Below are 19618 nucleotides of genomic sequence, written 5' to 3'. Positions count from 1 at the left end.
ACTCTCACTTACTGTATTTGTCGCCACATGATACGACGGCTGCCACCGCCGCCCTTTTCATTGATTATCGTGAGCTTTCCACTGGTGTCATTCACTCCCTTTTTCGTAGCGTTCGGGTTTATAAACGCCACGTTGGGAATGCCGTCAGCGAAACTCACGCCGCTGGAGATTGAGTCATTGTTGTCGACCAAACTATCGCCACCAGTATCAATCACCGCATAGTTGAGCATCTTACCGCTGAACGCCTCGAGTTCGACCAACTTGCCCGTACCAAAACTCGCACAAGGATCGGTGGTATCGACAATGGCCGTGGTGAAGACGATACGGCCAAGCACGATATTCGCTTGATTGATCACCCGTTCGCCGGTCAACACGTTGTTGTACACCAATGGCAGGAACCAGCCCTTCTCCCCCGGATATGTCGTGTCATTTTGCGTCGTGGTCAGAAACTGCCCGGAGCTGCCAGTAAATGATCCGGTAATCGCCTGTGCCTGCAAACTGCTGACAGTGATGTTTCCGGAGCCGCCATCGGCATCCCATACCGAATAGAACGCCTGCAAATCCTTGTTGGTCTTGTCGGCCGTTTCATTGAATTTGCCAGTGCCGACAAAGATCTGTTTGCCGCCCAATGCGTTATCCGCCAGCAGCGGCTGCGCGGTAATCGGCTGTGTCGCCCCGCCCGCCGTGGTGAACAGTGGTTTACCGGAAAACGCCACGCCCCAGCTGTCCGTCGATGTCGCGCTCAGATCAAACTTCCACAGGCGCCCTTTCAAATCACCGCCATAAGCGGCCTGGACGACATTTGAAGAGTTGACCTTGAGTTTTACCGAGGACAATCCGTTAGTGGTTTCCGTGCTGTCGATGACGATTTTCTTGATCAGCGAACCATCGCGCACATCCAGCACATACATCGCGGCCACACCGGAGTTGCTGCCGTAACCATTCGAGATGAACGCCGCCCAACGACCATCGGCCAAGCGTGCCACTTCCGGGCGGGCATAAGCGTAACCCAGATCATTAAATACATTGGCGGTGTTGGCCGTGGTCGGCGCGCTGACCTCCCACAACGCCTTGATCACATTGCCCGCAGAAGCATCAAACAGCTGCAGCCCGTAGAACGTTTTACCCCCGGCACCGACGCCACCAATGGCCAGGGTTTTCCAGGCCGTGCCAGACTGCGCGTCGAACACCCCGACCTGACCGTCGACGAGAAACTTGTGGCTGACACCGTTGATATAGGTCGGATCAGCAATCAGCCGTAGCGATGGCAACACACTGGATGGCATGTAGGCATAGCGTCGGGTGCCGTTGGCCGAGTTGATGACGTTGACGAAACCGTCGTTGGCATTCACCACCAGGCTGGAGTTCATGTTGGCAGCTTTGGTGGTCAGGTATGAGGTGTAAGTGGTGTCGCCGGACAAGTCAGCTGCGGTCTTGTCCGTGGGGGCCGCCAGCACCAACGGCGAGTTGATGATGTCACCGAGCAACACACTGCGAACCTTTAGCCCGGTTTTGTTGGTGCCTTTGCTCCACTCCACCAGGTCATTGCCGGTAATACCCGTGGGCAGACTCTGGCTGAGCGTCGCCTGCTGCGCAGGGGAAAAGTTGCCGTAAGCCAGCGTCACGGCGGCGCTGCTCGTGGTGTTCCATGATTGATACGTCGGCGCCGTCGCCCCCGGCACGATGGTTGTGTCAGTCGTCCAGAGTGCGGTCGAAGTATTCACAACCCCGGCCGACGTAAAACCGAAAGACTTGATGGTGCCTCGCCAATCCTTGGGATCATAAGTGGTTTGGTAAAAACTGCTGCCACTGGTGAGCGTGCCGACGCTGGCAACAGCTGCGCCGCCGGAACCGGCCTTGGAGGTGATATCACTCAGGGCCGACGACAACGCGGCGTTGAGGCCGGTGCTGTCAGTCGCCTGGTAATACCTGCCCTGTCCGTAACTGGCCGCGTCCGACAGCATGTCGTTATCGGCGGTGAAGCCCACGGTGTAGGTATTCATGTTCTGCTTGGGAAAATCCACCGCGTTCCAACTCTTGCCCGCCGCGTCGGTACCGGTCGAGCGCATGTCGATATCGAAGGCGAACTTGGCGATGTCATCCAGATACAGCGTGTCCCCTTCGTTGTCACCATTGAGATTGTTGCCGTCATTGTTGACGCCGTCCCAGTTCGGCAAACGGCTGCCGCCCAATGGGTCGTTAGTCGGGAAGGTTCGGTCGAAAGTGGGTAGACCGTCGGTAATCACGACGCCGTAGTTTTTCTGGCAGCGATACTGAATCGGGCTCGTGTAGGTAGTCGGCGTGCTGTTGTAGTACGGCGCCATACCGCGCATGTAGCGGGTGATTTCGTAATAGGCTTCCGCCAACGGCGTGTTGGCCACGGCGCTCAAGCCGTTTATGGAAGAGATCAGTGCGTTGTAATTGGTGTCGGCCTGGGCTTGAGTCACGCTGCCGGACACCGGCGACAAATCGGTGATCGATCGGGCGATGAAACCACCATTGCCCGAGTTGGTACTGGTGGCCGGGTTGAAGGTCGATAGGCCCATACGCAGGGTGCGGTTGCTGCTGACCAGTGCTGTGGAAACGCTTCGCGCAACGTTCATTCGATAATCGTTGGGAATCGCCCCTGTGGTGAAGTCACGGGTGCCGTTGCTCGTGGCCAGGCCGACGATATAGGAAATGTAATCGGCGGAATATCGGGTGTTCTCATTGCCTACGGGGTCGGGCAGCTTCAGGCATAACGGCGCCACGCTGTTGTTGTAGAACGCATAGGCGCCGCCCGAGCACCCGGAGGTCGGCAGGCTCGATAGAAACACCGTGTCGCCGGTGATCTGCGGAGCATTGAGCGCAGAGCACAATCCCAGGAAGGCATTGCACTGCCGGGCGGGTGCACGGTTGATGTTCGGATCAAATCCGGCGGCGTAAATGATGCTGTTCATACTCCCCGAATCATCGATCAGCAGCATCACATTCGGTGGCACCGCTGCAGCACTCAACAGCGGCGAATCGGAGGGCGTGAATGCATAGACGGGCGTCGCCAGATACAAGCTCAGCAGCAGGCCGAGCAGCAGCGATGTGCAGCGTTCAATACTTCGCATAGACACTCTCCACCACACTGCGCGAGCTGCCGGCAATGCCGACAGCAGTGACGCGATACAACGTCGCCGAGGTGTTGCTCGGCACGTTGACGGCGGTCAGTGTGGTGCCAATGTTCTGCACACCATAGAAACCATTACCGGTCGCAATCCAGGTCACACCCGAGGTCGAGTTGAACCCCGCCGCACTGACCACCGACGACTCCGCCGGCGGTGCGCATTGGGTGGTGCCGCTGCACACGGCGAGCGAATAACTGTCCAGTTGCACAGCGCTCTCCCCAACACGCAGAGTCGCCTCGGCCGTTTGAAACGACTGATTACGCAGACTCACGCTGCCGGCCATTTTTTCCTGCAGGTTGGCGCTTTGCATCGACGACAAACCAATCAGGGTCAACAACAGCAGGAATACCAGACTGACCAGCAACACCATGCCGTGCTGAGTCTGACGGGTGTGAAGAGAAATCCTCATCAGCGCGCCCTCACTGCAAGCGGTTGCGCAAAGCGGCAACCACGTTGAAGGTTTGACTGCGCACCCGGTTGTTCGGGTCGGTTAGGGTCAGGCTCAGGCGCACACTGCGGATACGCGCCGGGTCGCTGGGGTTGGCGTTGTAAGTCGAGGCCGCCACATCCGTCGCGGAACTGGCCAGACCGAAGGTGACGTTGAATGCACTGACATTGTTCACCAACACCTGCTGGGTCGGCGTTCCGCTGCCGGTGCCCATGAGAATCTGATTGTTGCTGAAGCTGTAGATCAGACGCCGGATCGGGAACGCGATCTGCCCGCTCGCCGGTGACCGCAAGCCGGTATAGGCCGTTGCGCTATTGCGACAGTCGGAGAGCACTGTCCAGGTTGGCGTGCCCCCGCCGCTGCCGATATCGGCGGTGACCAGCGTCAGTTTAAGGTTCGCATTATCCCAACTGATCGGGAGGACCTGTGCGGCGTTGAAATCCCCCGCCGAACTGGAATCCGTGATGGTGCCGAGACAACCGAACATCCCCACCATACGAATTTCCTGAATCATTTTGCTCAACACAAAACGCGCGTCTTCCTGCATCGCTGCGGCACTGTTCTGGCTGACATAGGTATTTTTTGCTGCAATGAAAATCTGCACCACACCCAGCACCACGATGAGGCCCAGTGCCAGGGCGATGAGCAATTCGATCAGGCCGAAACCACGTTGATGGCGCCTCATGGTGTGGCCACCGGATCGACTGCGGCGCGACTGCTCAGGACAAAACTGCGTTGAGCGCTGGCGGTGTTGGCTGCTCGCGCATCGCTCCAGTTGATGGTGATGGTGTAAACGCGCTGATTGAGGCTGATGCTACCGGTGGCCGTCGGCCCGCCGAAATTGCTGATATTGGTGGAGAAGTCGTAGAGGTCTTGATCGCGGGCAACGCTCAGATTGCCCGAGGTCGGCGGTGTGACAGTGTAGTCAGCGCCGGAGTTGGCGCGGATGCGGTCCATCATGTCGTAGGCGATGAAACTGGCCTGACTGGTCATCCGTGAGCTGTCGGTGTACTTCAGTGCATTCAGTTGCACGGCCGCCGCGCCCAGCAACCCGACCGTCAGTATCAGCAACGCGACCAGCACCTCGATCAGCGTCATGCCCTGCTGTGCGTGTTGACTCCCTACCCTCATCCGCAAGTTCCACCCAATTGAATTCGTCCGTTCAAACACACGTTCAGCGTCCTGCTTTGCGTTCCCAACGTGTAACTGATGGTCACCGCCGTCGACGGCGCTGCCAGACCACCGAGGTTATTGAAATCCAGTGCGGTCACTCCTGAGGGTAGCGTCAGAGTTGCGCCACTGCTCATCGCGGGAACAACCCGCAACACATTGGCCGAAGTGCCAGTACTGTCGTAAACCGACAACTCACTGGTCCAGACGCTGCCACCGGCGGTCGGGCGCAGACGCAGGGTAGTGCCTCGGTCGATGGCTTCGAGCCTGGCGAAATTGATCGCCCGCTGCAGGTCGCCCATTTCGGTGTCGGCCTTGCTGCCCTGAACCGAACGGGTGAATGCCGGCACCGCCAGGGTGATCAGAATCACGAAGATCGCGATCGCAACCAACAACTCGATCAGCGTGAAACCTTTTGTACGAAGATCCATCGATGCCCTCCGTTGCCGTCGGCTATACCTGCTTCTACACGCTAGAACATTCAACCGGCCCGCGTCGGTTGATTTGCCATGCCCGGCGCACGGAGCGCGCCGTTCATCACACTCCACGGAGGGATTTTTCATGCCGCAACAGGGTTTCAGCCTGATAGAACTGCTTATGGGACTGGCGATTGGCGCAATTGTTCTGCTGCTGGTCAGTCCGGCGTTTGCCGCGCTCAAAGAATCGAACCATCGGGATCAAGCGGCGCAATCGCTGCTCGATGGCCTTCGCAACGCCCGCACACTGGCCATCACGCGCAATCAGGGCGTGGTGATTCATGGCATCAACGGCGACTGGAGTCAGGGCTGGCGGATCATTCTGGATATCAGCGGCAAGGGGCAGAAAGACAGCAACAATCCACTGCTACAAGAAAGTGTGAGCGACACGCAGGTGCCAATTGTCGGCAATTGGTCGGTGAGTCGTTACGTACGTTTCAGCAGTCTGGGGCAACCGCTGATGCCCGGGCGGGCATTTCAGGCAGGGACATTACATGTCTGCTCGGCTCGCGAGCCGGTCAGCCAGCGTCAGATAGTACTGGCGGCGACCGGCCGTGTACGCCTGAACAGCCAAGAGACTGAGCAGGCGCTGTGCCACAAAAACCAGCGTGTCAGATCGAACGCACGCGCAGCTCTTTAGGCATCGAGAACGTGATGTTCTCTTCGCGACCGGCCAGCTCATCGGCACCGGTGGCACCCCAAGCCTGCAGTTGCTGAATCACACCACGCACCAGTACTTCCGGCGCGGAGGCACCGGCGGTGATGCCGATACGCTCAACGCCATCGAACCAGCTCTTTTGCAGGTCTTCCGCGCCGTCAATCAGGTAGGCCGGTGTGGCCATGCGCTCAGCAAGCTCACGCAGACGGTTGGAGTTGGAGCTGTTCGGGCTGCCAACTACCAGCACCACGTCGCACTCGTCGGCCAGTTGCTTGACCGCGTCCTGACGGTTTTGCGTGGCGTAGCAGATGTCGTCCTTGCGCGGACCGCCGATGGCCGGGAAGCGCGTGCGCAATGCATCGATGACGCGACTGGTGTCGTCCATCGACAGCGTGGTCTGGGTCACGAAAGCCAGTTTATCCGGGTTCTGCACCTGCAACTCGGCGACGTCATTCTCGTCTTCGACGAGGTAAATCGCGCCGCCATTGCTGCCGTCGTACTGACCCATGGTGCCTTCGACTTCCGGGTGACCGGCGTGGCCGATCAGGATGCACTCGCGACCGTCGCGGCTGTATTTCGCCACTTCGATGTGCACCTTGGTCACCAGAGGGCAGGTGGCGTCGAACACTTTCAGGCCACGGCCGGCGGCTTCGGTGCGTACGGCCTGGGATACGCCGTGAGCACTGAAGATCACGATAACGTCGTCCGGCACCTGATCCAGCTCTTCGACGAAGATCGCCCCGCGGCTGCGCAGGTCTTCCACGACGAACTTGTTGTGCACTACTTCGTGACGCACGTAGATCGGCGGCCCGAAGACTTCCAGGGCGCGGTTGACGATTTCGATCGCCCGGTCCACGCCAGCGCAGAAGCCACGGGGGTTGGCGAGTTTGATTTGCATGCTGTGCCTCGTGTCTTGCGCGCGAAAACAATGAAAAACCACTGTAGGAGCGAGCTTACTCGCGAAGGGGGCGTCACCTTCAACATCTCTGTTAGCTGACACACCGGTTTCGCGAGCAAGCTCGCTCCCACATTTGACCTTATACAGTCAGTTACAGCGCTTTAACGTTGATGATTTCCACGTCAAAGGTCAGCGTCTTGCCCGACAGCGGGTGGTTGAAGTCGATGGTCACTTGCGTGTCGTCGAACTCTTTCACCACACCCGGCAGCTCAGTATTGGCCGCGTCATTGAAGATCACCAGCAAACCCGGTGACAACTCCATATCGACGAACTGCGAACGCGGAATGATCTGTACGTTCTGCGGGTTCGGCTGACCGAAGGCGTTTTCCGGCTCGACGGTCAGCGTGCGCTTGTCGCCGGCCTTGAAGCCGAACAGCGCCGCTTCGAAACCCGGCAGCAGGTTGCCGTCGCCGACCTTGAAGGTCGCCGGGGCTTTGTCGAACGTACTGTCGACGGTGTCGCCGTTCTCCAGGCGCAATGCAAAGTGCAAGGTGACTTCCGTGTTCTGGCCGATGCGTTGCTCAGCCAATACCTGTTCAGTCATGAACGGCTTCTCCGGTCTTTTTACTTTTGAACATATCCAGTGCCAGCATCACCGCACCAACAGTGATGGCGCTGTCGGCGAAGTTGAACGCCGGGAAGTACCAGCGGTTCTGCCAGTGCACCAGAATGAAATCGATCACATGGCCCAAGGCAATGCGGTCATACAGATTGCCCAGCGCGCCACCCAGCACCAGCGCCAAAGCGACGGCCAGCCAGGTTTCGTTGCGGCCCAGGCGCTTGAGCCAGACCACCAGCACCGCACTGACCACAATCGCGATCAGGGCGAACAACCAGCGCTGCCAGCCGGAGCTGTCCGCCAGGAAGCTGAACGCCGCGCCGGTGTTGTAAGCCAGGGTCCAGCTGAAGTAATCAGGAATGATCACGATCTGCTGGAACATTTCGAGCTTGCCTTCGAAGTAGAACTTGCTGGCCTGGTCGATGACCAGAACCAGCAAACTCAACCACAGCCAGCTCAACCGTCCAAAACGGCCAACGGCATTAGGCATAGTGACGAACCTCGCCAGCGCCGCTGATGTTGTCGACGCAACGACCGCAGATTTCCGGATGCTCCGGGTTCACACCGACGTCTTCACGGCAGTGCCAGCAACGGGCGCATTTCGGGAAGGCCGATTTGACGATCTTCAGCTTCAGGCCGCTGACTTCAGTCACTACTGCATCGGCCGGAGCCTGTACGAACGGCGCAACGCTGGCTGTCGAAGTGATCAATACAAAGCGCAGTTCGTTGCTCAGCTTGGCCAGATCGGCGCTCAGGGCGTCTTCGGCGTACAGCGTCACTTCGGCTTGCAGGTTGCCACCGACAGCTTTCGCTGCGCGCTGGATTTCCATTTCTTTGTTGACCGCTACTTTGACCGCCATCACGCGTTCCCAGTAGTCGCGGCCCAGTTCAACGTCGGCCGGCAGTTCGGTCAGACCTTCGTACCAGGTGTTGAGCATGACCGATTCGTTACGCTCGCCCGGCAGGTATTCCCACAGTTCGTCGGCGGTGAAGGCGAGGATCGGCGCGATCCAGCGCACCAGCGCTTCGGAGATGTGGAACAGCGCGGTTTGCGCCGAGCGACGGGCCTTGCTGTTGGCGCCAGTGGTGTACTGACGGTCCTTGATGATGTCGAGGTAGAAACCGCCCAGCTCCTGCACGCAGAAGTTGTGGATCTTCGAGTAAACGTTCCAGAAACGGTATTCGCCGTAGTGCTCTTGCAGCTCACGTTGCAGCAGCAAGGTGCGGTCGACCGCCCAACGATCCAGCGCGAGCATTTCTTCAGCCGGCAGGATGTCGGTAGCCGGGTTGAAACCGCTCAGGTTCGAAAGCAGGAAGCGCGCGGTGTTTCGGATACGACGATAAGCGTCCGCACTGCGTTGCAGGATCTGATCGGAAACCGCCATTTCACCGGAGTAGTCAGTCGAAGCAACCCACAGACGCATGATGTCGGCGCCCAGAGTGTCGTTGACTTTCTGCGGCGCGATCACGTTACCCAGCGACTTGGACATCTTGCGGCCGGCTTCGTCGACGGTGAAACCGTGGGTCAGCAGTTCGCGGTACGGCGCGTGGTTGTCGATGGCGCAACCGGTCAGCAGCGACGAGTGGAACCAGCCACGGTGTTGGTCGGAACCTTCCAGGTACAGGTCGGCACGCGGGCCGCTCTCGTGACCCATCGGGTGCGAACCGCGCAGGACGTGCCAGTGCGTGGTGCCCGAATCGAACCAGACGTCGAGGGTGTCGCTGATCTTGTCGTACAGCGGCGCTTCGTCGCCGAGCAACTCGGCAGCGTCCATCTTGAACCAGGCTTCGATACCTTCGACTTCAACGCGTTTGGCCACTTCTTCCATCAGCTCGACGGTGCGTGGGTGCAGTTCGCCGCTTTCCTTGTTGAGGAAGAACGGGATCGGCACGCCCCAGTTGCGCTGACGCGAGATGCACCAGTCCGGACGGTTGGCGATCATCGAGTGCAGACGCGCCTGGCCCCAGGCCGGAACGAATTTGGTGTCTTCGATGGCTTTGAGCGAGCGCACACGCAGGGTGTCACCGCTGGTTGGCTCTTTGTCCATGCCGATGAACCACTGCGCGGTGGCGCGGTAGATCAGCGGGGTCTTGTGGCGCCAGCAGTGCATGTAGCTGTGTTCGATGACGGTGGTGTGCAGCAGCGCACCGACTTCGGTCAGTTTGTCGACGATCGCCGGGTTGGCCTTCCAGATGAACTGGCCGCCGAAGAATTCCAGCGACGGCACGTACACGCCGTTGCTCTGCACCGGGTTGAGGATGTCGTCGTTGACCATGCCATATTTCTTGCAAGTCACGAAGTCGTCCACGCCGTAGGCCGGAGCGGAGTGAACCACGCCGGTACCAGCGCCCAGTTCGACGTAGTCAGCCAGATACACCGGCGACAGACGGTCATAGAACGGATGACGGAAGTTGATCAGTTCCAGCTGTTTACCGGTGGTGGTGGCGATGACCGAGCCTTCGACGCCATAGCGCGTCAGGCAGGCTTCGACCAGCTCTTCAGCCAGTACCAGCAGCTTGTCGCCGATGTCGACCAACGCGTAGTTGAATTCCGGGTGAACGTTGAGCGCCTGGTTGGCCGGGATGGTCCACGGGGTGGTGGTCCAGATCACGATCGAGGCAGGTTTGCCCAGCGACGGCAAACCGAACGCGGCAGCCAGTTGGGCTTCGTCAGCGATCGGGAAGGCGACGTCGATGGTCGAGGACTTTTTGGTCTCGTACTCGACTTCCGCTTCAGCCAGGGCCGAACCGCAGTCGAAGCACCAGTTCACAGGCTTGAGGCCCTTGAACACGAAACCGCCCTTGACGATTTCAGCGAGGGCGCGGATTTCACCGGCCTCGTTCTTGAAATCCATGGTCTTGTACGGGTTGGCCCAATCGCCCAGCACGCCGAGACGGATGAATTCGGACTTCTGCCCTTCGATCTGCTCGGTGGCGTAGGCACGGCACAGTTCGCGAGTCTTGTCCGCGCCCAGATTCTTGCCGTGGGTCACTTCAACCTTGTGCTCGATCGGCAGGCCGTGGCAGTCCCAACCCGGAACGTACGGCGCGTCGAAGCCCGACAGGGTCTTCGAGCGGATGATCATGTCCTTGAGAATCTTGTTCAGTGCGTGACCGATGTGGATCGTGCCGTTGGCATACGGAGGACCGTCGTGCAGAACGAACTTCGGACGATCCTTGCCAATCTCGCGCAACTTTCCGTACAGGCCAATACTGTCCCAGCGCTGCAGGATCTGCGGTTCGCGCTGTGGCAGGCCGGCCTTCATTGGGAAGGCGGTGTCCGGAAGGTTAAGCGTGGCTTTATAGTCGGTCATTTAAGGCTCTTCATTAGCGATGGGCGCTAGGTGCGGCTAGTGCACGGGCGGTGGCGACATCCGCATTGATCGCCGTTTTCAATGCCTCCAGGGAGGCGAAGCGCTGCTCTTCACGCAGCTTTTGGTGGAAAACCACCGTCAAACGCCGGTCATACAGATCGCCGGCAAAATCTAGAAGATGGACTTCAAGGTGGGCCTTGCCATCACCTTGTACCGTGGGTCGTACGCCGATATTGGCGACACCGGGCCAGGTCTTGCCGTCGATATCGACATTCACCAGGTACACACCTGTGAACGGCACGCGACGACGTTTGAGTTGAATGTTGGCAGTGGGCGTACCCAGTTGCCGGGCCAGTTTCTGGCCATGCAGCACGCGACCGGCAATGCGGTACGGGCGACCGAGCAAACGTTCGGCCAGGGCAAAATCGGCGGCAGCCAATGCATTACGCACCTGCGTACTGCTGACGCGAATGCCGTCCAGCTCGACGGTTTGCGCGGCTTCGACGGTAAAACCGTGCATCTGCCCGGCCTGCAGCAGGAAGTCGAAATCGCCGAGGCGGTCGCAACCGAAGCGGAAGTCGTCACCGACTTCCAGATGCTGCACGCCGAGACCATCAACGAGGATGGTGTCGACGAACTCGCTGGCGCTGAGCTTGCTCAAGCGCTGGTTGAACGCCAGGCACAACACCCGGTCGACGCCTTCGGCAGCCAGCAATTGCAGCTTGTCGCGCAAGCGGGCCAGACGCGCCGGCGCGGTCTCGGGGGCAAAGAATTCCCGTGGCTGCGGCTCGAAAATCACCACGCAGCTGGGTACGCCCAACTCGAGCGCACGCTCACGCAGTCGGGCCAGGATAGCCTGGTGACCACGGTGAACACCGTCAAAGTTGCCAATAGTGGCGACGCAGCCCCGATGCTGGGGGCGCAAGTTGTGGAGGCCTCGAACCAGCTGCATAACGCGCTTCTTGCTCATAAAGTGGTCGATTATAACCACACCCGACGGTCGACGACAGGCAACACCGTAACGCAAAGTGAACGAGCCGACAAAACTGCCGGCCCGCGCCTGTTTATAAAGGGTAAAACCTTAACTCAAGGCCTTGCGATTGAAGTCGCGCAAACGGAAACCAAGCAGCAGCAACATACCGAAATAGGCGACCACGCCCGCCGCGACCAATGCGCCCAGACGCAGGAAGCGCTCAAGCATGTGCCCTTGGTCCCACGCCGGCATGAAATGCATGCCAACCAGTAACACCGCCGACATCACCGCCACCGCGACCACAAGCTTGAAGGCGAACTTGGCCCAACCCGGTTGCGGCTGATACATCTGCTGCTTGCGCAGTTGATAGAACAGCAACCCGGCATTCAGGCAGGCACCGGCGCTGATCGCCAAGGCCAGACCGGCATGAGCCAGCGGGCCGATCAACATCAAGTTGAACAACTGCGTGCACACCAGAGTGAATATTGCGATTTTCACCGGGGTACGGATGTTCTGCTGCGCATAGAAGCCCGGCGCCAACACTTTGATCACGATAATCCCGAGCAGACCGACAGAATAAGCAATCAGCGCACGCTGAGTCATTTCAGCGTCGAAACCACTGAACTGACCGTACTGGAACAGCGAAACGGTCAGCGGCTCAGCAAGAATCCCCAGCGCCAGCGAGCAAGGCAGCACCAACACGAAGCACAGACGCAGGCCCCAATCGAGAATCCTCGAATATTCGTGGCGATCCTTGCTCGCGTAGGTTTTTGCCAGCGTCGGCAGCAAAATTGTCCCCAATGCCACGCCAAGCACACCGGATGGCAATTCCATCAAGCGGTCGGCGTAATACATCCACGACACCGAACCCGCGACCAGAAATGAGGCGAAAATCGTGTTGATGATCAGCGAAATCTGGCTGACCGAGACACCGAGAATCGCCGGCAGCATCTGCTTCATCACGCGCCAGACACCGGTATCACGCAGATTCAGACGCGGCAGCACCAGCATGCCGATCTTTTTCAGGTGCGGCAGTTGATAGAGCAACTGCGCCAGACCGCCGACCAAGACCGCCCAACCCAATGCCATGACCGGCGGATCGAAGTACGGCGTGAGGAACAGCGAAAACACAATCATGCTGACGTTGAGCAACGTTGGCACAAAGGCCGGCACTGAGAAACGGTTCCAGGTATTGAGGATCGCCCCGGCCAGCGATGACAGGGATATCAGCAATATATACGGGAAGGTCACCCGCAACAGATCGGAGGTGAGCTGGAATTTTTCCGGCGTATCGGTAAAACCGGGCGCGGTGGCCCAGATCACCCAAGGCGCGGCGATCATGCCCAGCGCAGTGACAACCGCCAGCACCAACGTCAGCAAGCCCGATACGTAGGCAATGAACGTGCGCGTCGCCTCTTCGCCCTGCTGGCTTTTGTATTCGGCCAGAATCGGCACGAATGCCTGCGAGAAAGCGCCCTCGGCGAAGATCCGCCGCAGCAGATTGGGCAGTTTGAAGGCAATAAAGAAGGCATCCGTCGCCATCCCGGCGCCGAATGTACGGGCAATCAGCGTGTCACGAACAAAGCCCAGAATCCGGGAAAGCATCGTGATAGAGCTGACGGCGGCCAACGATTTGAGCAGATTCATTGAGGGAATTTGTGCCTGTCGATAAACAGCAGGCGAACAAAGCGCCTACTTGTGCGATACTCCGCGCCGCAGCAGCACAGAGCCAAAGCTCGCGAGTTTACAGGTCAAGCGCCGGAAATAAATATCCCGCCTCTTTATACCTACCACTTAGCGGAACGTTTCAAGTGCCCTTGACAAGACTTCAACTCATCGGCATGATTCGCGGCCTATTTTGTTTGCTATTTCCTAAAAAGTCTTTCGAGGAGCTCGACGGTGGCCAACTCACCTTCCGCCAAAAAACGTGCAAAACAGGCTGAGAAGCGTCGCAGCCACAACGCCAGCCTGCGTTCCATGGTTCGCACCTACATCAAGAATGTAGTTAAAGCCATCGACGCAAAAGACGCTGAAAAAGCTCAAGCTGCATACGTTCTGGCTGTGCCAGTTATCGACCGTATGGCCGATAAAGGCATCATCCACAAGAACAAGGCTGCTCGCCATAAGAGCCGCCTGAATGGCCACGTCAAAGCGCTGAAAGAAGCTGCTTAATCCGACGTAGTCATTAAAAAACCGACCTTAGGGTCGGTTTTTTATTGCCTGTGATTTAGCAAATCCAGCGCAAAAAAAATGTAGGAGTGAGCCTGCTCCGGGCGGCGTTCCGACGATGGCGGTTAGTCAGATGTACATTTGCTGACTAACACAGCTATCGTCGGAACGCCGCCCGGAGCAGGCTCACTCCTACAGTGGTTTTGCGGTGTTATTGCTGGACGGGTACCCACGGCAGGATCGGGATCGCGGTCACGGCATTCTGCGGACTGCCTTCGATCAAGCGATCGCTGTAGACCAGATACACCAGCGTATTGCGCTTCTTGTCCAGGAATCGCACCACCTGCATGGTCTTGAATACCAGCGAAGTGCGCTCCTTGAACACCTCATCGCCATCCTTCAGATCACCTTTGAACTTGATCGGGCCGACCTGACGGCAAGCGATCGACGCTTCTGCGCGATCTTCAGCCAGACCCAGACCACCCTTCACACCGCCCGTCTTGGCGCGCGACAGGTAGCAGGTCACCCCCTCAACTTTCGGATCATCGAAAGCCTCGACCACAATGCGGTCGTTCGGACCGACAAACTTGAACACCGTCGACACCTGACCGATTTCCTCGGCCGAGGCCAGCAATGGCATAGCCATCAGCAAGCCCAACAATCCTTTCGCTAAACGCATCGAATTTTCCTTAGACCAGAATCAGGTTGTCACGGTGAACCAGTTCAGGCTCCGCCATGTAACCAAGCAAACCGACAATCGCATCCGACGACTGACCGATGATTTTTTGTGCTTCCAGCGCACTGTAGTTGGCCAGGCCACGAGCAATCTCACGACCATCGGGCGCCACGCAGACGACCATCTCGCCGCGACGGAAACTGCCCTGCACCAACTTCACACCTACCGGCAGCAAACTTTTATTGCCCTTGGACAACGCCGACACCGCCCCCTCGTCCAACACCAACGTGCCGCGAGTCTGCAGATGTCCGGCCAGCCATTGCTTGCGCGCCGCGAGCATGCCGCGCTCAGGCGACAGCAACGTGCCGATGCGCTCACCCGCCTTCAGGCGATCAAGCACGCGCTCAAGACGCCCGCCAACGATAATAGTGTGCGCACCGGAACGCGCAGCCAGTCGCGCCGCTCGCAACTTGGTCTGCATACCGCCACGCCCCAGCGCACCGCCCGTACCACCCGCTACCGCATCGAGACTCGGATCATCGGCGCGCGCTTCGTAAATCAGCTGCGCCTCGGGATTATTGCGCGGATCGGCGTCAAACATGCCATCGCGGTCGGTCAGGATCACCAGCAGATCCGCCTCGACGAGGTTGGCCACCAGCGCCGCGAGCGTGTCGTTGTCGCCGAAACGGATTTCGTCGGTGACCACGGTGTCGTTTTCGTTGATCACCGGGATGACTTTCAGCTCGACCAATGCGCGCAAAGTGCTGCGGGCGTTGAGGTAGCGCTTGCGGTCGGACAAATCGTCGTGAGTCAGGAGAATCTGCGCAGTGTGCCGGCCATGCTCGGCGAAACTCGATTCCCACGCCTGCACCAGACCCATCTGACCAATCGCAGCGGCTGCCTGGAGCTCGTGCATCGCACTGGGTCGTGCGGTCCAGCCCAATCGACTCATGCCGGCCGCTACCGCCCCGGAGGACACCAGCACCAACTCGACACCAGCCTCATGCAAGGCCACCATCTGCTCCACCCAGACACTCATTGCCGCGCGATCCAGCCCTTTGCCATCAGCTGTCAGCAAAGCGCTGCCGATCTTCACGACCCAACGCTGCGCACCTGTCACCTTGCTCCGCATCATCTTCAACCTTAGCTTGAGGGCAACGCGACCCAGCGCCGCCCATGACGTTATTTGTGACTTGCGATTTCCAGATACTAAAACGCCGCTCGATTGAGCGGCGCTTAAGTTTACTGCAACGAATCAGTCACGCACGTAAATGATTTCCGGACCGTCTTCGTCATCCACATCTTCTTCGTCCCAATCATCGTCGCCGATGTCATGGACCGACTTCACGCCGCTGCGACGCAGGGCACGCTTGTCATCCAGCGCCTGCAGTTGCGCCCGCGCTTCGTCTTCGATGCGCTGATCGAGATCGGCCAGCTCTTCCTTGTAAGCCGGGTCATTGGCCAAGCGATCGGCACGATCTTCCATGTAACGCATGATGTCGTGACACAGACGCTCGGTACCGATCTTGGCGATCGCCGAGATCACATAGACCGGACCGGTCCACTCGAGGCGATCAACGATTTCCTTGACGCGCTCTTCGTGCTCTTCTTCAAGGATCTGGTCGCACTTGTTCAGCACCAGCCAGCGATCACGCTCGGCCAGGGACGGGCTGAACTTGATCAGTTCGTTGACGATCACTTCAGCGGCATCCGGTGCGCTGGAATCATCCAGCGGCGCCATATCGACGAGGTGCAGCAACAGACGCGTACGCGCCAAGTGCTTGAGGAAGCGAATGCCCAGACCGGCACCGTCGGAGGCACCCTCGATCAGACCCGGAATGTCGGCAATGACGAAACTCTTCCAGCGATCGACACTGACCACACCGAGGTTTGGCACCAGCGTAGTGAACGGGTAGTCGGCGACTTTCGGCTTGGCCGCAGAAACGGAACGGATAAAGGTACTTTTACCGGCGTTCGGCAAGCCCAGCAGACCGACGTCAGCCAGTACTTTCATTTCCAGTTTCAGGTCGCGCTGCTCACCCGGCTTACCCGGCGTGGTCTGACGCGGCGCCCGGTTGGTACTGGATTTGAAACGGGTGTTACCCAGACCGTGCCAACCACCCTGCACTACCATCAGTTTTTGGCCAGCCTTGGTCAGGTCGCCAATCACTTCCTGAGTAGCAGAGTCGATCACCGTGGTGCCGACCGGCACGCGCAGGATCAGGTCTTCGCCCTTCTTGCCGGTGCAGTCGGTGCTGCCGCCATTGGAGCCGCGCTCGGCATCGAAGTGCCGGGTGTAACGGTAGTCGACCAGGGTGTTGAGGTTTTCGTCAGCCATCATGTAGATGGAACCGCCGTCACCGCCATCACCGCCGTTCGGGCCACCGTTTTCGATGAATTTTTCCCGACGGAAACTCATGGCGCCATTGCCGCCGTCACCAGCCTTTACGCGAATCGATACTTCATCAACAAACTTCATAACCAACGCCTCTCGCCGTACGGACGAGCCGAAAAACAATCAAGACATAAGACTCTTGCAAAAATGAGCGCAGCGACCCCAAAACACGACCTGCATCGCACGCCGACAGCCCATACAAACAGTTTTGCAAGAGACTCACCCCACAAACGAAAAAGCCCCGTCGCGAGACAGGGCTTTTCCAGCGATCGCGCAATTAAGCTGCGACAACGCTCACGTAACGGCGGTTGAACGCGCCTTTTACTTCAAACTTGATCACGCCTTCGATTTTCGCGAAGAGGGTGTGATCCTTACCCATGCCAACGCCGTAGCCAGCGTGGAATTGGGTGCCGCGCTGACGCACGATGATGTTGCCCGGAATGATTTTCTGGCCGCCATACATCTTAACGCCAAGGCGTTTGGCTTCTGAGTCGCGACCGTTACGGGTACTACCACCAGCTTTTTTGTGTGCCATGAGTCAATTCTCCTAGTGAGGAATTAGGCTGAAATTAAGCCTGAATACCGGTGATTTTGATCTCGGTGTACCACTGGCGGTGGCCCATACGCTTCATGTGGTGCTTACGGCGACGGAACTTGATGATGCGGACTTTATCGTGACGACCTTGGGAGATCACTTCAGCCACAACGGTAGCGCCAGCAACAACTGGAGCGCCGATATTCACGTCGTCGCCATTGGCAACCAACAGAACGCGATCAAAGGTAACGGATTCGCCGGTAGCGATTTCCAGTTTTTCGATCTTCAGGTATTCACCCGGGGCGACTTTGTACTGCTTGCCGCCAGTAACGATTACTGCATAAGACATGGTATTTCTCCGATAATCCTGCTCACCCAGCTCTTTATAAGAAGAGGTATTGGCTGGCATGGCTGCATAAGGCTGGAAGGCCCGTTGCAATTGCGTAAGGCAGGTGCTGCCCAGGAAGTTCAGGGTGCGCGATTGTACGCAAGGTGCCGCAGGCTTGCAAGTAGCCGTCTATCGCGCCTTGACAGGTCTGGATGGGGGTCCTAGCATGCCGCGCAACCCTTCTGGAGCGACTCTCGCTGATGCAACCCCAAGCTTTCTACCGCGCGGTGGCGGACGATTTTAGCGCCGTCGACGGCATCATCAAGAAGCAGCTGACTTCCCGAGTACCGCTGGTATCGAAAATCGGCGATTACATTACCTCGGCCGGCGGCAAACGTCTGCGTCCTTTATTAGTGTTGCTCTGTGGCAAGGCCCTGGGTCGCGAAGGCGACGACATGCGCCTTTTGGCCGCCACCATCGAATTCCTGCACACCGCCACCCTGCTGCATGACGACGTGGTCGACATGTCCGGCATGCGCCGTGGCCGTTCTACCGCCAACGCCATGTGGGGCAACGCCCCGAGCGTGCTGGTCGGCGATTTCCTGTACTCGCGCTCGTTCGAAATGATGGTCGAACTGGGCTCGATGCCGGTGATGAAGATCCTGTCCCAGGCCACGCGCATCATCGCTGAAGGCGAAGTACTACAACTGTCCAAGGTGCGCGACGCCAGCACCACTGAAGAAACCTATATGGAAGTCATCCGCGGCAAGACCGCGATGCTCTTCGAAGCTTCGACCCACAGCGCCGCTGCATTGGCCGGTGCTACCGCTGAGCAGAGCGAAGCCCTGCGCACCTTCGGTGATCACCTCGGCGTGGCGTTCCAACTGGTCGACGACCTGCTCGACTACAAGGGCGACGCCGAAACCCTGGGCAAGAACGTCGGTGACGATCTGGCCGAAGGCAAGCCGACACTGCCGCTGATCTACACCATGCGTGAAGGTACGGCTGAACAGGCTGCACTGGTGCGTCAGGCGATCCAGAAAGGCGGGATCGAAGACCTGGAAAGCATCCGCATTGCCGTGGAAGCCTCCGGTTCGCTTGAGTACACCGCGCAACTGGCCCGCGATTACGTGGCCCGTGCGATCAAGTGCCTCGATGCCCTGCCGGCCAGCGAATACCGCGATGCGCTGGTTGAACTGAGCGAGTTTGCGGTCGCCCGTACGCACTGATACAGCCCACTGTGGGAGCGAGCCTGCTCGCGAAAGCAATCTGCCAATCGACATCAATGTTGACTGACACACCGCTTTCGCGAGCAGGCTCGCTCCCACAGTTGTTTCTGCGCTATGCCCTCCCTCGCGTAAAACCCTATACAATGTGCGACTTTTAGCGATCCATACCCAAGGAGCCTTAGTGAGCACGTTGCCACCCTGCCCGAAATGCAATTCCGAATACACCTACGAAGACGGTACCCAACTGGTGTGCCCGGAGTGCGCCCACGAGTGGTCCGCCAGCGGCGAAGCCGAAGTGGCGTCTGATGATGCCGTGAAGAAAGACTCGGTCGGCAACGTCCTGCAGGACGGCGACACCATCACCGTGATCAAGGATCTGAAGGTCAAGGGCACTTCGCTGGTGGTCAAGGTCGGCACCAAGGTCAAGAACATCCGTCTGTGCGATGGCGACCACGATATCGACTGCAAGATCGACGGTATCGGCCCGATGAAACTCAAATCCGAGTTCGTCAGAAAGGTCTGATTCCGTTGTCATCCATCCCGCGCCAGGCGTGGGATGGAGCTTCGCCCTCCCC

At 58.6% G+C, this 19618-nt stretch carries 20 protein-coding genes; 4 read left to right on the top strand and 16 right to left on the bottom strand.

The window, feature by feature from the left end:
• Nucleotides 1-8 precede the first annotated feature (8 nt).
• From BMY54_RS17165 to BMY54_RS17145, 5 genes are read right to left on the bottom strand one after another with little or no spacing between them, the layout of a single operon-like run.
• Nucleotides 9-3098 carry a pilus assembly protein gene (locus BMY54_RS17165; protein ID WP_093434828.1) on the bottom strand — a complete coding sequence of 1030 codons (3090 nt, stop codon included), beginning with the start codon at nucleotides 3096-3098 and terminating at the stop codon, nucleotides 9-11.
• A complete protein-coding gene (locus BMY54_RS17160) occupies nucleotides 3085-3564 on the bottom strand; it encodes a pilus assembly PilX family protein (RefSeq protein ID WP_093434826.1) in 480 nt (159 codons plus the stop codon). Before BMY54_RS17160 ends, BMY54_RS17165 begins: the two co-directional genes overlap by 14 nt.
• Before the next feature lie 10 nt (nucleotides 3565-3574).
• Nucleotides 3575-4288, bottom strand: coding sequence for a PilW family protein (locus BMY54_RS17155; RefSeq protein WP_093434824.1), 714 nt, complete (start codon nucleotides 4286-4288; stop codon nucleotides 3575-3577).
• Nucleotides 4285-4734, bottom strand: coding sequence for a type IV pilus modification protein PilV (gene pilV, locus BMY54_RS17150; protein WP_093434821.1), 450 nt, complete (start codon nucleotides 4732-4734; stop codon nucleotides 4285-4287). Before pilV ends, BMY54_RS17155 begins: the two co-directional genes overlap by 4 nt.
• On the bottom strand, nucleotides 4731-5204 hold the full coding sequence (locus tag BMY54_RS17145) for a GspH/FimT family pseudopilin (RefSeq protein ID WP_093434819.1): 474 nt from the start codon (nucleotides 5202-5204) through the stop codon (nucleotides 4731-4733). Before BMY54_RS17145 ends, pilV begins: the two co-directional genes overlap by 4 nt.
• A gap of 130 nt (nucleotides 5205-5334) precedes the next feature.
• Here BMY54_RS17145 and BMY54_RS17140 point away from each other — a divergent pair, with 130 nt between their 5' ends.
• A complete protein-coding gene (locus tag BMY54_RS17140; RefSeq protein WP_093434817.1) occupies nucleotides 5335-5889 on the top strand; it encodes a GspH/FimT family pseudopilin in 555 nt (184 codons plus the stop codon).
• Here the strand turns inward: BMY54_RS17140 and ispH are convergent.
• The 6 genes from ispH to murJ form a co-directional block, all read right to left on the bottom strand.
• Entirely contained in the window at nucleotides 5861-6805 is a 945-nt protein-coding gene (ispH, locus tag BMY54_RS17135; protein ID WP_093434814.1) for a 4-hydroxy-3-methylbut-2-enyl diphosphate reductase, read from the bottom strand. The genes BMY54_RS17140 and ispH overlap by 29 nt on opposite strands.
• Nucleotides 6806-6956: 151 nt before the next feature.
• Nucleotides 6957-7394: an FKBP-type peptidyl-prolyl cis-trans isomerase gene (gene fkpB / locus BMY54_RS17130; protein ID WP_175559621.1), complete on the bottom strand. Its 438-nt coding sequence runs from the start codon at nucleotides 7392-7394 to the stop codon at nucleotides 6957-6959.
• Nucleotides 7395-7401: 7 nt separating this feature from the next.
• On the bottom strand, nucleotides 7402-7914 hold the full coding sequence (gene lspA, locus BMY54_RS17125) for a signal peptidase II (RefSeq protein WP_007909836.1): 513 nt from the start codon (nucleotides 7912-7914) through the stop codon (nucleotides 7402-7404).
• On the bottom strand, nucleotides 7907-10738 hold the full coding sequence (ileS, locus tag BMY54_RS17120; RefSeq protein WP_093434808.1) for an isoleucine--tRNA ligase: 2832 nt from the start codon (nucleotides 10736-10738) through the stop codon (nucleotides 7907-7909). The genes lspA and ileS overlap by 8 nt, the downstream gene beginning before the upstream one ends.
• Before the next feature lie 13 nt (nucleotides 10739-10751).
• A complete protein-coding gene (ribF, locus tag BMY54_RS17115; protein WP_174244482.1) occupies nucleotides 10752-11690 on the bottom strand; it encodes a bifunctional riboflavin kinase/FAD synthetase in 939 nt (312 codons plus the stop codon).
• 129 nt (nucleotides 11691-11819) lie between these two features.
• Nucleotides 11820-13358, bottom strand: coding sequence for a murein biosynthesis integral membrane protein MurJ (murJ, locus tag BMY54_RS17110; protein ID WP_093434803.1), 1539 nt, complete (start codon nucleotides 13356-13358; stop codon nucleotides 11820-11822).
• 252 nt (nucleotides 13359-13610) lie between these two features.
• Between murJ and rpsT the strand changes: the two genes are divergently transcribed.
• Nucleotides 13611-13883, top strand: a complete 273-nt coding sequence (gene rpsT / locus BMY54_RS17100) for a 30S ribosomal protein S20 (protein WP_003228351.1) — start codon at nucleotides 13611-13613, stop codon at nucleotides 13881-13883.
• Between the two features lie 208 nt (nucleotides 13884-14091).
• Here the strand turns inward: rpsT and BMY54_RS17095 are convergent, their stop codons facing one another.
• From BMY54_RS17095 to rplU, 5 genes are all read right to left on the bottom strand, one after another.
• Nucleotides 14092-14559, bottom strand: a complete 468-nt coding sequence (locus tag BMY54_RS17095; protein WP_007909822.1) for a CreA family protein — start codon at nucleotides 14557-14559, stop codon at nucleotides 14092-14094.
• A gap of 10 nt (nucleotides 14560-14569) precedes the next feature.
• Nucleotides 14570-15688 carry a glutamate 5-kinase gene (proB, locus tag BMY54_RS17090; protein ID WP_042704923.1) on the bottom strand — a complete coding sequence of 373 codons (1119 nt, stop codon included), beginning with the start codon at nucleotides 15686-15688 and terminating at the stop codon, nucleotides 14570-14572.
• 123 nt (nucleotides 15689-15811) lie between these two features.
• The gene (gene cgtA, locus BMY54_RS17085) at nucleotides 15812-17035 is read right to left on the bottom strand and encodes an Obg family GTPase CgtA (RefSeq protein ID WP_093434800.1); all 1224 of its coding nucleotides are present in this window, start codon (nucleotides 17033-17035) and stop codon (nucleotides 15812-15814) included.
• A 193-nt stretch (nucleotides 17036-17228) separates the two neighbouring features.
• The gene (rpmA, locus tag BMY54_RS17080) at nucleotides 17229-17486 is read right to left on the bottom strand and encodes a 50S ribosomal protein L27 (RefSeq protein WP_003176049.1); all 258 of its coding nucleotides are present in this window, start codon (nucleotides 17484-17486) and stop codon (nucleotides 17229-17231) included.
• 34 nt (nucleotides 17487-17520) lie between these two features.
• Complete coding sequence (gene rplU / locus BMY54_RS17075) at nucleotides 17521-17835, bottom strand: 50S ribosomal protein L21 (RefSeq protein WP_003176051.1); 315 nt, start codon at nucleotides 17833-17835, stop codon at nucleotides 17521-17523.
• 239 nt (nucleotides 17836-18074) lie between these two features.
• Here rplU and BMY54_RS17070 point away from each other — a divergent pair, with 239 nt between their 5' ends.
• Nucleotides 18075-19043 carry a polyprenyl synthetase family protein gene (locus BMY54_RS17070; RefSeq protein ID WP_093434797.1) on the top strand — a complete coding sequence of 323 codons (969 nt, stop codon included), beginning with the start codon at nucleotides 18075-18077 and terminating at the stop codon, nucleotides 19041-19043.
• A gap of 181 nt (nucleotides 19044-19224) precedes the next feature.
• Entirely contained in the window at nucleotides 19225-19566 is a 342-nt protein-coding gene (locus tag BMY54_RS17065; RefSeq protein WP_016986200.1) for a zinc ribbon domain-containing protein YjdM, read from the top strand.
• The last annotated feature ends 52 nt before the right edge of the window (nucleotides 19567-19618 follow it).

This window comes from Pseudomonas sp. ok266 (assembly GCF_900110195.1).
GTDB classification, from domain to species: Bacteria; Pseudomonadota; Gammaproteobacteria; order Pseudomonadales; family Pseudomonadaceae; genus Aquipseudomonas; species Aquipseudomonas neuropathica.
This window is presented reverse-complemented; position numbering and strand designations above follow the sequence as displayed.

Excerpts from the sequence above, each read along its gene's own strand:
- BMY54_RS17165 (WP_093434828.1), bottom strand. The coding sequence starts at position 3,098 with ATGCGAAGTATTGAACGCTGCACATCGCTGCTGCTCGGCCTGCTGCTG.
- BMY54_RS17160 (WP_093434826.1), bottom strand. The coding sequence starts at position 3,564 with ATGAGGATTTCTCTTCACACCCGTCAGACTCAGCACGGCATGGTGTTG.
- BMY54_RS17155 (WP_093434824.1), bottom strand. The coding sequence starts at position 4,288 with ATGAGGCGCCATCAACGTGGTTTCGGCCTGATCGAATTGCTCATCGCC.
- pilV (WP_093434821.1), bottom strand. The coding sequence starts at position 4,734 with ATGAGGGTAGGGAGTCAACACGCACAGCAGGGCATGACGCTGATCGAG.
- BMY54_RS17145 (WP_093434819.1), bottom strand. The coding sequence starts at position 5,204 with ATGGATCTTCGTACAAAAGGTTTCACGCTGATCGAGTTGTTGGTTGCG.
- BMY54_RS17140 (WP_093434817.1), top strand. The coding sequence starts at position 5,335 with ATGCCGCAACAGGGTTTCAGCCTGATAGAACTGCTTATGGGACTGGCG.
- ispH (WP_093434814.1), bottom strand. The coding sequence starts at position 6,805 with ATGCAAATCAAACTCGCCAACCCCCGTGGCTTCTGCGCTGGCGTGGAC.
- lspA (WP_007909836.1), bottom strand. The coding sequence starts at position 7,914 with ATGCCTAATGCCGTTGGCCGTTTTGGACGGTTGAGCTGGCTGTGGTTG.
- ileS (WP_093434808.1), bottom strand. The coding sequence starts at position 10,738 with ATGACCGACTATAAAGCCACGCTTAACCTTCCGGACACCGCCTTCCCA.
- ribF (WP_174244482.1), bottom strand. The coding sequence starts at position 11,690 with ATGCAGCTGGTTCGAGGCCTCCACAACTTGCGCCCCCAGCATCGGGGC.
- murJ (WP_093434803.1), bottom strand. The coding sequence starts at position 13,358 with ATGAATCTGCTCAAATCGTTGGCCGCCGTCAGCTCTATCACGATGCTT.
- BMY54_RS17095 (WP_007909822.1), bottom strand. The coding sequence starts at position 14,559 with ATGCGTTTAGCGAAAGGATTGTTGGGCTTGCTGATGGCTATGCCATTG.
- proB (WP_042704923.1), bottom strand. The coding sequence starts at position 15,688 with ATGCGGAGCAAGGTGACAGGTGCGCAGCGTTGGGTCGTGAAGATCGGC.
- cgtA (WP_093434800.1), bottom strand. The coding sequence starts at position 17,035 with ATGAAGTTTGTTGATGAAGTATCGATTCGCGTAAAGGCTGGTGACGGC.
- rpmA (WP_003176049.1), bottom strand. The coding sequence starts at position 17,486 with ATGGCACACAAAAAAGCTGGTGGTAGTACCCGTAACGGTCGCGACTCA.
- rplU (WP_003176051.1), bottom strand. The coding sequence starts at position 17,835 with ATGTCTTATGCAGTAATCGTTACTGGCGGCAAGCAGTACAAAGTCGCC.
- BMY54_RS17070 (WP_093434797.1), top strand. The coding sequence starts at position 18,075 with ATGCAACCCCAAGCTTTCTACCGCGCGGTGGCGGACGATTTTAGCGCC.